This is a genomic window from Streptomyces sp. NRRL B-24572 (genome assembly GCF_002156145.1).
GTDB classification, from domain to species: Bacteria; Actinomycetota; Actinomycetes; order Streptomycetales; family Streptomycetaceae; genus Streptomyces; species Streptomyces vietnamensis.
The window spans coordinates 1-10,503 of record NZ_MWIG01000167.1 but is presented as its reverse complement, the minus strand read 5'-3'; the positions used below and the strand labels follow the sequence as shown (position 1 = coordinate 10,503).

Annotated in this window: 9 protein-coding genes; 7 read left to right on the top strand and 2 right to left on the bottom strand. The window is 70.0% G+C overall.

Annotated features, from left to right (window positions below):
• A partial coding sequence (locus CCN56_RS11010) for an amidohydrolase family protein (RefSeq protein WP_143664494.1) occupies positions 1–249 on the top strand: 249 nt, incomplete at its 5' end.
• On the opposite strand, the gene CCN56_RS11005 is transcribed toward CCN56_RS11010, so the two are convergent.
• Together CCN56_RS11005 and CCN56_RS11000 are read right to left on the bottom strand one after the other, a co-directional pair.
• Positions 233–1,147, bottom strand: coding sequence for a phosphatase PAP2 family protein (locus CCN56_RS11005; protein WP_086825965.1), 915 nt, complete (start codon positions 1,145–1,147; stop codon positions 233–235). The two genes, CCN56_RS11010 and CCN56_RS11005, sit on opposite strands and share 17 nt — an antisense overlap.
• A gap of 75 nt (positions 1,148–1,222) precedes the next feature.
• Positions 1,223–2,257: a LacI family DNA-binding transcriptional regulator gene (locus CCN56_RS11000; RefSeq protein WP_086825964.1), complete on the bottom strand. Its 1,035-nt coding sequence runs from the start codon at positions 2,255–2,257 to the stop codon at positions 1,223–1,225.
• A gap of 336 nt (positions 2,258–2,593) precedes the next feature.
• Between CCN56_RS11000 and CCN56_RS10995 the strand changes: the two genes are divergently transcribed.
• The 6 genes from CCN56_RS10995 (at position 2,594) to CCN56_RS10970 (ending at position 10,370) form a co-directional block, all read left to right on the top strand.
• Positions 2,594–3,868: an extracellular solute-binding protein gene (locus CCN56_RS10995; RefSeq protein ID WP_086825962.1), complete on the top strand. Its 1,275-nt coding sequence runs from the start codon at positions 2,594–2,596 to the stop codon at positions 3,866–3,868.
• A gap of 19 nt (positions 3,869–3,887) precedes the next feature.
• Positions 3,888–4,901, top strand: coding sequence for a carbohydrate ABC transporter permease (locus CCN56_RS10990; protein WP_086825959.1), 1,014 nt, complete (start codon positions 3,888–3,890; stop codon positions 4,899–4,901).
• Positions 4,895–5,767, top strand: a complete 873-nt coding sequence (locus CCN56_RS10985) for a sugar ABC transporter permease (RefSeq protein ID WP_373412848.1) — start codon at positions 4,895–4,897, stop codon at positions 5,765–5,767. Before CCN56_RS10990 ends, CCN56_RS10985 begins: the two co-directional genes overlap by 7 nt.
• Before the next feature lie 54 nt (positions 5,768–5,821).
• A complete protein-coding gene (locus CCN56_RS10980; protein ID WP_086825956.1) occupies positions 5,822–7,495 on the top strand; it encodes an alpha-amylase family glycosyl hydrolase in 1,674 nt (557 codons plus the stop codon).
• Positions 7,483–8,562: a LacI family DNA-binding transcriptional regulator gene (locus CCN56_RS10975; RefSeq protein ID WP_041128903.1), complete on the top strand. Its 1,080-nt coding sequence runs from the start codon at positions 7,483–7,485 to the stop codon at positions 8,560–8,562. The genes CCN56_RS10980 and CCN56_RS10975 overlap by 13 nt, the downstream gene beginning before the upstream one ends.
• 122 nt (positions 8,563–8,684) lie before the next feature.
• A complete protein-coding gene (locus tag CCN56_RS10970) occupies positions 8,685–10,370 on the top strand; it encodes a carbohydrate-binding module family 20 domain-containing protein (RefSeq protein WP_086825954.1) in 1,686 nt (561 codons plus the stop codon).
• Positions 10,371–10,503: the final 133 nt, after the last annotated feature.

The following is a 10,503-nucleotide window of genomic DNA, read 5'->3' as shown; positions in this document are numbered from 1 at the left end:
ACCGCGCGGGCCCCGCGCGGCGCGGCCTCGGCCCGCCACGGGCTCACCGGCCTGATGGCCCTGGAGGGGATGACCACGCACGCGGCGGTCGCCGCGGGGGAGGAGACGGTCGCGGGCCGGATCGCCCCGGGCTTCCGGGCCGACCTCGCCGCCTTCGCCGTGGACCCGGTGGAGGCCCCGGCGGACGAGACGGCCGGGGCCCCGGTCCGGCTGACGGTCGCGGGCGGCCGGATCACTTACCGGAGCTGACCGGCTCCTCGGCCGCTTCCTTCTCGCGGTCCGTCCCCGCCACCGGGGGCGGACCGCTCCGCCGCGGGGTCGACGCCGCCGGCTCCACCAGCTTCGGCAGCCGGTGCGGGCGGGAGCCGTACCAGAAGTAGGAGACGGCGAAGCCGAAGCAGAGGCAGAGCATGCCGCCGACCGCGTCCATCCAGAAGTGGTTGGCGGTGGAGACGATGACGACGAGGGTCGCCGTCGGGTAGAGCAGGCCGAGGATCTTCGCCCAGGGCGCCCGGGCGAGCAGGAAGATGGTCACCCCGCACCAGAGCGACCAGCCGATGTGCATCGACGGCATCGCCGCGTACTGGTTCGACACGTGCTTGAGGTTGCCCGAGGCCATCGAGCCCCAGGTGTGGTGGACCAGCACGGTGTCGACGAAGTTCTGGCCGTCCATGAGCCGGGGCGGCGCGAGCGGGTACAGGTAGTAACCGACCAGGGCCACGGCGGTGGTGGCGAACAGGACCGTGCGGAACGCCGCGTAACGGCCCGGATGCCATCGGTACAGCCACACGAGCACACCGATGGTCACGACGAAGTGCAGCGTGGCGTAGTAGTAGTTCATCGAGACGATCAGCCACGTCACCGAGTTCACGGCGTGGTTGACGGCGTGCTCGAAGGCGAGGCCGAGGGACTGCTCGGTCTTCCAGATCCAGTCGGCGTTCCTGAGCGCCTCGGCCTTCTGCTCCGGCACCGCGTTGCGCGTGAGCGAGTACACCCAGTAACTCACCGCGATGAGCACGATCTCGAACCAGATCGTCGGGCGCCGGGGCGTGTGTGCGCGCAGCCGCGCGAACCGGCCCTCGTCGGCCACGATGGGTGACGACGGGGTCGTCCGGCTGTCCAAGCTCTTCACGGTCGTTTCACCCATAGCGAGAGAGTCTGCCAGATCCCCTTCCCTCGACCGATCATCCCTCGGTCGGGTTCCGGGTGCACCCGCTCCACCTCAGGAAGGAGTGCGGGAGGACGCCGGAGCCGATGCGGTCGAACCGCGAACGACCAGCTCAGGCATGAAGACGAACTCGGAGTGCGGGGCGGGGGTGCCCCCCACCTCCTCCAGGAGCGCGCGGACCGCGGCCTGTCCCATCGCCTGCACCGGCTGCCGGATCGTGGTCAGCGGCGGATCGGTGAACGCTATGAGCGGAGAGTCGTCGAAGCCGACGACCGAGACGTCCCGGGGGACGTCGAGGCCCTGCTGCCGGGCCGCCCGGATCGCGCCGAGCGCCATCATGTCGCTCGCGCAGACGACCGCCGTGCAGCCGCGGGAGATCAGCGCCCCGGCCGCGGCCTGGCCGCCCTCCAGGGTGTAGAGGGAGTGCTGGATCAGCGCCTCGGACTCCTCCGGGGAGAGACCGAGCCGCTCCCGCATGCCCTCCTTGAAGCCCTCTATCTTGCGCAGCACCGGCACGAAGCGCTTCGGGCCGACGGCCAGACCGATCCGGGTGTGGCCGAGCGCGGCCAGGTGCGTCACGGCAAGACGCATCGCCGCCCGGTCGTCGGGCGAGACGAACGGCGCCTGGACCTTGGGGGAGAAGCCGTTGAGGAGGACGTACGGGACGCCCTTGCCGCGCAGCTGGTCGTAGCGCGTCATGTCGGCGGTGGTGTCGGCGTGCAGGCCGGAGACGAAGATGATGCCGGCGACGCCCCGCTCCACCAGCATGTCGGTGAGCTCGTCCTCGGTGGACCCGCCGGGGGTCTGGGTGGCGAGGACCGGCGTGTACCCCTGCCGGGTCAGGGCCTGCCCGATGACCTGGGCGAGGGCGGGGAAGATCGGGTTGTCCAGCTCCGGGGTGATGAGGCCGACGAGCCCCGCGCTGCGCTGGCGCAGCCGTACGGGCCGCTCGTAGCCGAGCACGTCGAGCGCGGCAAGGACGGACTCGCGGGTGGCGGCGGCCACGCCCGGCTTGCCGTTGAGCACGCGGCTGACTGTGGCCTCACTGACCCCCGCCTGGGCTGCGATGTCTGAGAGCCGCGCGGTCATGAACGTGGACTGTACCGGTCACGGGGCGTATTGCCCACTGCCACCCCAAGTACCGTCACGGCAGGCCTCTTGCGCAAGCTCTTGCAGTCCTTGCGGGCGGCTTGCGGGGGGATTCGGGCGGGAAAAGGGTTCGGTCGCCCCTGTCAAGCGATCCTTCGGCAACCTTCGGGACACGCGAATGTAACGATCGCCGGGTCTTGCAGAAAGTTCTCGCAAGGTCTTTCGGCGCGTTTTCATCCCTGTTACGTTCCTGGCAACCCGGAGCGCCGCGAGGGAGCGGTCGCATGAGGAAGGTTCCAGCCCCTCGTCACCCCCGGGATCATCGAAGGAGTTCACATGCGGCGTGGCATAGCGGCTACCGCGCTGGTCGCGGCCCTGGGCGTGACCCTGGCGGCGTGCGGCGGCAGCGACAGCGGTTCCAGCGGTTCGAAGGGCTCGGGCGAGCTCTCCGGCACCGTGACCTGGTGGGACACCTCCACGGTCGGCTCCGAGGACAAGGTCTTCAAGAAGGTCGCCGAGGACTTCACCAAGGCGCACCCCAAGGTCACCGTCAAGTACGTGAACGTGCCCTTCGGCGAGGCGCAGAACAAGTTCAAGAACGCCGCGCAGTCCGGCTCCGGCGCGCCCGACGTCATCCGCTCCGAGGTCGCCTGGACCCCCGAGTTCGCCGACCTCGGCTACCTCGCCCCGCTGGACGGCACCGCCGCCCTCAAGAACCAGGACGACTTCCTCAAGCAGGCCGCGGCCTCCACCAAGTACAAGGGCAAGACCTACGCCGTCCCGCAGGTCATCGACTCCATGGGCATCTTCTACAACAAGAAGATCTTCAAGGAGGCCGGTGTCGAGGTCCCCAAGACCGTCGACCAGCTCAAGGCCGTCTCCGCCAAGATCAAGCAGAAGACCGGCAAGACCGGCCTGTACCTGCGCGGCGACGACGCCTACTGGTTCCTCTCCTTCCTGTACGGCGAGGGCGGCGACCTGGTCGACGCCCCGAACAAGAAGGTCACCATCGACGGCCCGGCCGGCGTGAAGGCCTTCAAGGTCGTCAAGGACCTGGTGGACTCCGGCGCGGCCAAGACGGACGCGACCGACGGCTGGAACAACATGCAGACCGCCTTCAAGGAAGGCAAGGTCGCCATGATGATCAACGGCCCGTGGGCCGTCGCCGACACCTACGCCGGCAAGGAGTTCGCCGACAAGGCCAACCTGGGCATCGCCCCGGTCCCGGCCGGCTCGGCCGGCCAGGGCGCCCCGCAGGGCGGCCACAACCTCGCCGTCTACGCGGGCTCCAAGAACCTCGACGCCTCCTACGCCTTCGCCGAGTACATGACCTCGGCCGAGACCCAGGCGAAGATCTCCAAGGAGCTCAGCCTCCTCCCCACCCGTGAGTCGGTCTACCTCAAGTCGGACGTCGCGCTGAACGAGCAGATCGCCTTCTTCAAGCCGGTCGTCGACAAGGCCGTCGAGCGCCCCTGGATCCCGGAGACCGGCAGCCTCTTCGCGCCGCTCGTCACCGAGTACACCAAGGTCCTGACCGGTCAGACCACCCCGGAGAAGGGAGCCAAGACGGTCGGCGACGGCTACCGCAAGCTCCTGAAGGACTGGAAGTAACAGGAAGGCAGGCCGGCTGATGGCCGTGGACACCACCGGCCAGTCGGTGGCGAAGGCCGCGGGCGACGACGTCGCCCGCGGCCGGAGCCGCGGAACTGGCAAGTCGCGGGGCGCGGCGAAGCGCTCCCTCTCCACCCACTGGTACGCCTGGGCGATGGTCGCCCCGGTGACCGTGGTGATCGCCGTGATCATCGGCTACCCGCTGGTCCGCGGCATCTACCTGTCGCTGACCGACGCCAACGAGCGGAACGTCGCGCGGTCGATCGGTGTCAACCAGATCCCGGCCACCTACGAGTTCGTCGGTCTGGACAACTACACCGACGCGCTCACCGGCAGCCAGTTCCTCGGGACCCTCGGCTGGACGATCGTCTGGACCGTGTCCTGCGTGGCCCTGACCTTCGCCCTCGGTCTCGGCCTCGCCAACATCCTGAACCGGAAGATCGCCGGCCGCTCCGTCTACCGGCTGCTGCTGATCCTGCCCTGGGCCGTGCCCGGCTTCGTCTCCGTCTTCGCCTGGCGCTTCCTCTACAACCAGGACAACGGCCTGCTCAACAAGGTCCTCGCGGGCGGCGGCATCGACGCCGTCCCGTGGCTCAACGACCCCACCTGGGCCAAGCTCTCGGTCATCGCGACCAACGTCTGGCTCGGCGTGCCGTTCATGATGGTCGCCCTCCTCGGCGGACTCCAGTCCATCCCCGGCGAGCTGTACGAGGCCGCCGAGATGGACGGCGCCAACCCCTGGCAGCGCTTCCGGCACATCACCATGCCGGGGCTGCGCTCCGTCAGCACCACCGTGATCCTGCTGAGCACCATCTGGACCTTCAACATGTTCCCGGTGATCTTCCTGCTCACCCGGGGCGGGCCCGGCGAGGCCACCCAGATCCTCGTCACCCAGGCCTACAAGTTCTCCTTCGAGGTCAGCCCGCGCGACTTCGCCCAGTCGTCCACGTGGGGCGTGCTCATCCTGGTCCTCCTGATGGTCTTCGCCGCGTTCTACCAGCGCGTCCTCCGCAAGCAGGGAGAAGTCTGGTGACCACCACGACCCCCACCCCCCAGGCCCTGAACACCCCGGTCCGGGGGCGTCGCTCCCCGCTCGCCTCGGTCGGCCTGCACGTCACGCTGATCGTGGCGTCCGTGATCGCCGTCTTCCCGGTCCTGTGGGTGCTGCTGACCTCGCTGAAGCCCGCGAAGTTCGCCACCACCACGGACTTCTTCAAAGAGACGACGTTCGAGAACTACACGAACCTGCTGAACGACACCCCGTTCCTCACCTGGTTCGGCAACTCGCTGCTCGTCGCGGGACTCACCACCGTCGTCGGCGTGTTCATCTCCGCCACCACGGGCTACGCCGTCAGCCGCTTCCGGTTCCCCGGCAAGCGCGGCCTGATGTGGACGCTGCTCGTCACCCAGATGTTCCCGGTCGCCGTCCTGATCGTGCCGATCTACAACATCATGGCGTCGATGGGCCTGCTCAACCAGCCGGTCGGCCTGGTCATCACGTACCTGACCATCGCCGTCCCGTTCTGCGCCTGGATGATGAAGGGCTTCTTCGACACCATCCCGCGCGAGATCGACGAGTCCGGCTACGTCGACGGCCTCACCCCCTTCGGCACCTTCTGGCGGCTCATCCTGCCGCTCGCCAAGCCGGGCATCGCCGTCACCGCCTTCTACTCCTTCATCACCGCCTGGGGCGAGGTCGCCTACGCCTCCGCCTTCATGGTCGGCGACGAGAACCTCACGCTCGCCGGCGGACTCCAGAAGTTCGTCAACCAGTACGGCGCCCAGTGGGGCCCGATGTCCGCGGCCTCCGTGCTCATCGCCGTCCCCGCCGCCCTGGTGTTCCTCTTCGCCCAGCGCCACCTCGTCACCGGCATGTCCGCCGGCGCCGTCAAGGGCTGACCCCGGCTGCGTCCGGCCGCACCCCTCCCCATGTCCTTACGACCCAAGGAAGACATGACCCAGCACCTCGCCACCCCCGCCGCCGCCCCGACCACCGGCACGCACACGGGCTGGTGGAGAGACGCGGTGATCTACCAGGTCTACCCGCGCTCCTTCGCCGACGGCAACGGCGACGGCATGGGCGACCTGGAGGGCATCCGCAGCCGGCTGCCGTACCTCAAGGAGCTCGGCGTCGACGCCGTCTGGCTCTCCCCGTTCTACGCCTCCCCGCAGGCCGACGCCGGCTACGACGTCGCCGACTACCGGGCCATCGACCCCATGTTCGGCTCGCTCCTCGACGCCGACGCCCTGATCCGCGAGGCCCACGAACTGGGCCTGCGCATCATCGTCGACCTGGTCCCCAACCACTCCTCCGACCAGCACGAGTGGTTCCAGCGCGCCCTGCGCGAGGGCCCCGGCTCGGTGCTCCGCGAGCGCTACCACTTCCGCCCCGGCCAGGGCGAGAACGGCGAACTCCCGCCCAACGACTGGGAGTCCATCTTCGGCGGCCCCGCCTGGACCCGTACGGAGAACCCGGACGGCACCCCCGGCGACTGGTACCTCCACCTCTTCGCCCCGGAGCAGCCCGACTTCAACTGGGAACACCCCGCCGTCCGCGACGAGTTCCGCTCCATCCTGCGCTTCTGGCTCGACATGGGCGTCGACGGCTTCCGCGTCGACGTCGCCCACGGCCTCGTCAAGGCCGCCGGCCTCCCGGACATCGGCGCCCACGACCAGCTGAAGCTGCTCGGCAACGACGTCATGCCCTTCTTCGACCAGGACGGCGTCCACGAGATCTACCGCTCCTGGCGGCGGATCCTCGCCGAGTACGACGGGGAGCGCATCCTCGTCGCCGAGGCCTGGACCCCCACCGTCGACCGCACCGCCAACTACGTGCGCCCCGACGAGATGCACCAGGCCTTCAACTTCCAGTACCTGGGCACCCACTGGGACGCCGCCGAGCTCCGCGCCGTCATCGACGCCTCCCTCGACGCGATGCGCCCGGTCGGCGCCCCCACCACCTGGGTGCTGTCCAACCACGACGTCACCCGGCACGCCACCCGCTTCGCCAACCCGGCGGGCCTCGGCACCCAGCTCCGCGAGGCCGGCGACCGCGAGCTCGGCCTGCGCCGCGCCCGCGCCGCGACCCTCCTCATGCTGGCCCTGCCCGGCTCCGCCTACGTCTACCAGGGCGAGGAGCTCGGCCTCCCGGACGTCACCGACCTGCCCGACGAGGTCCGCCAGGACCCGTCGTTCTGGCGGGCCAGCGGCCAGGACGGCTTCCGCGACGGCTGCCGCGTGCCGATCCCGTGGACCGTCGAGGGCTCCTCGTACGGCTTCGGCGACGGCGGCTCCTGGCTGCCGCAGCCCGCGACCTGGGGCGCCCTGAGCGTCGAGGCGCAGACCGGCGACCCCGGCTCCACCCTGGAGCTCTACCGCAGCGCCCTCGCCGTCCGGCGCGAGCGCCCCGAACTCGGTGCGGGCGACGCCGTCGAGTGGCTGGAGGCACCCGAGGGTGTGCTCTCCTTCCGCCGCGACGGCTTCGTCTGCACCGCCAACACCACCGGCCGGGCCATCACCGTCCCGCTGCCCGGCCGGTATCTCCTCTCCAACGAGGAGGTGGGCGGCTCCGCCGTGGAGGGGACGGTGGAGCTGCCCGCCGACACCACCGTCTGGTGGGCGGTGTGACGATCCCCCTGCCGCGGGGCGCCGGGAACGGCGCCCCGCGGCTCGCGGACATCGCGGCCCAGTCCGGGGTCAGCGAGGCCACCGTCAGCCGCGTCCTCAACGGCAAGGCGGGGGTGGCCGGCGCGACCCGGCACAAGGTGCTCGCGGCGCTCGACGTGCTCGGCTACGAGCGTCCCGTACGGCTCAAACGCCGCAGCGCGGGCCTCGTCGGGCTCGTCGTGCCCGAGCTGACCAACCCGATCTTCCCGGCCTTCGCGCAGGTCGTCGAACAGGTCCTCGCCGGGCACGGCTACACCCCGGTGCTCTGCACCCAGATGCCCGGCGGCGCCACCGAGGACGAGCTCGTCGAACAGCTCGTGGAGCGCGGGGTGGCCGGCATCGTCTTCCTCTCCGGGCTGCACGCCGACGCCACCGCCGACCCCGCCCGCTACGCCCGGCTGTCGGACCGGGGCGTCCCGTACGTCCTCATCAACGGCTACAACGAGCACATCGACGCCAACTTCGTCTCCCCGGACGACCGGGCGGCGGCCCGGATGGCCGTCCGGCACCTGGTCGAGCTCGGCCACGAGCGGATCGGCCTCGCCATCGGCCCCACCCGGTACGTCCCCTCGCGCCGCAAGGCCGAGGGCTTCACCGCCGAGCTGTACGAGCTCCTCGGCGTCGACCGCACCGAGGCCGAACGGTTCATCAGGCCCACGCTCTTCGGCGTCGAGGGCGGGCACGCGGCCGCCGAGATCCTGCTCCGCGAGGGCTGCACGGGCATCGTCTGCGGCTCCGACCTGATGGCGCTCGGCGTGATCCGGGCCGTCCGCGCCCGCGGCCTCGACGTGCCCGGCGACGTGTCCGTCGTCGGCTTCGACGACTCCCCGCTCATCGCCTTCACCAGCCCGCCGCTCTCCACCGTCCGCCAGCCCGTGCAGGCCATGGCGACGGCGGCCGTCGGCGCGCTCCTCGAGGAGATCGAGGGGAACCCGGTGCAGCGCACGGAGTTCGTCTTCCAGCCGGAGCTGGTGGTGCGCGGTTCCACCGCGCAGCCGCCCGGCCGGCTTCCGCAAGTCCTTTCGTAACAAGTTGCGTCGGGGTGTCCGGAGGGTTGACCGGGCGCCGGGGCACTCGTACGGTCACGGCTGAAAACAGTTGCTGAACTTTTCGGCAACTTCTTGCGACAGCGAAGTCAGCAGGAGGAAGCATGGCCAGAAAGACCGTGGCCGCTGCACTCGCCCTCGTGGCGGGAGCCGCTGTGGCCGTCACGGGCAACGCCCCGGCGCAGGCCGCCCCGCCCGGCGAGAAGGACGTCACCGCGGTGATGTTCGAATGGAACTTCGCCTCGGTGGCCAAGGCGTGCACCGACCAGCTCGGCCCCGCCGGCTACGGCTACGTGCAGGTCTCCCCGCCCCAGGAGCGCATCCAGGGCCCCCAGTGGTGGACCGCCTACCAGCCGGTCAGCTACAAGATCGCCGGCCCGCTCGGCGACCGCGCCGCCTTCAAGAGCATGGTCGACACCTGCCACGCCGCCGGCGTGAAGGTCGTCGCCGACTCCGTCATCAACCACATGGCGAACGCCTCGGGCACGGGAACGGGCGGGACCTCGTTCTCCAAGTACGACTACCCGGGCCTCTACTCCGGTGCGGACATGGACGACTGCCGCTCCACCATCTCCAACTACCAGGACCGCGCCAACGTCCAGAACTGCGAACTGGTCCAGCTCCCCGACCTCGACACCGGCGAGGACTACGTCCGCGGCCGGATAGCCGGGTACATGAACGACCTGCTGTCGCTCGGCGTCGACGGCTTCCGCGTGGACGCCGCCAAGCACATGCCGGCCGCCGACCTCGCGAACATCAAGTCCCGGCTGACGAATCCTTCCGTCTACTGGAAGCAGGAGGCCATCTACGGCGCCGGCGAGGCCGTCTCCCCGAGCGAGTACCTCGGCAACGGCGACGTCCAGGAGTTCCGCTACGCCCGTGACCTCAAGAGGGTCCTGCAGAACGAGAAGCTCGCCTACCTCAAGAACTTCGGCGAGGCCTGGGGCTACATGCCGTCCGGCCAGTCCGGCGTCTTCGTCGACAACCACGACACCGAGCGCGGCGGCGACACCCTCAACTACAAGGACGGCGCGAACTACACCCTCGCCTCCGTCTTCATGCTCGCCTGGCCCTACGGCTCCCCGGACGTCCACTCCGGCTACGAGTGGACCGACAAGGACGCCGGCGCCCCCAACAACCACCAGGTGAACGCCTGCTACAGCGACGGCTGGAAGTGCCAGCACGCCTGGCGCGAGATCTCCTCCATGGTGGCCTTCCGCAACACCGCCCGCGGGCAGGCCGTCACCGACTGGTGGGACAACGGCAACAACGCGATCGCGTTCGGCCGCGGATCCAAGGCGTACGTGGCGATCAACCACGAGTCCTCCGCCCTCACCCGCACCTTCCAGACCTCCCTGCCCGCCGGCACCTACTGCGACGTGCAGTCGAACACCGCCGTCACGGTCAACTCCTCCGGCCAGTTCACGGCCACCCTCGCCGCGAACACCGCCCTCGCCCTGCACACCGGGGCCATGACCTGCGGCACCCAGCCCGTCGCCGCCGGCGCCTCCTTCAACGTGAACGCCACCACGGTCACCGGCCAGAACATCTACGTCACCGGCAACCGCGCCGAGCTCGGCAACTGGGCCCCTGCCTCCGCCCTCAAGCTCGACCCGGCCGCGTACCCCGTCTGGAAGCTGACGGTCTCCCTGCCCGCCGGAACGTCCTTCGAGTACAAGTACATACGCAAGGACGCGGCCGGAAACGTGACCTGGGAGTCCGGCGCCAACCGCACCGCGACCGTCCCCGCCTCGGGGCAGATCGTCCTGAACGACACCTTCCGCAACTGAGCCTCCCCTCACGCAAGGGCCGCCCCGCCGGGGCGGCCCTCTCTTCCCGTACCTCCAGGGAGCACCCCCCGTGATACGCAAGAGAACGGCGGTCGCGCTGGCCGCCGCCCTGTGCGCGACCGCCGTTCTCTTG

Coding starts and splice junctions, on each gene's coding strand:
- CCN56_RS11005 (WP_086825965.1), bottom strand. CDS start 1,147: ATGGGTGAAACGACCGTGAAGAGCTTGGACAGCCGGACGACCCCGTCG.
- CCN56_RS11000 (WP_086825964.1), bottom strand. CDS start 2,257: ATGACCGCGCGGCTCTCAGACATCGCAGCCCAGGCGGGGGTCAGTGAG.
- CCN56_RS10995 (WP_086825962.1), top strand. CDS start 2,594: ATGCGGCGTGGCATAGCGGCTACCGCGCTGGTCGCGGCCCTGGGCGTG.
- CCN56_RS10980 (WP_086825956.1), top strand. CDS start 5,822: ATGACCCAGCACCTCGCCACCCCCGCCGCCGCCCCGACCACCGGCACG.
- CCN56_RS10990 (WP_086825959.1), top strand. CDS start 3,888: ATGGCCGTGGACACCACCGGCCAGTCGGTGGCGAAGGCCGCGGGCGAC.
- CCN56_RS10970 (WP_086825954.1), top strand. CDS start 8,685: ATGGCCAGAAAGACCGTGGCCGCTGCACTCGCCCTCGTGGCGGGAGCC.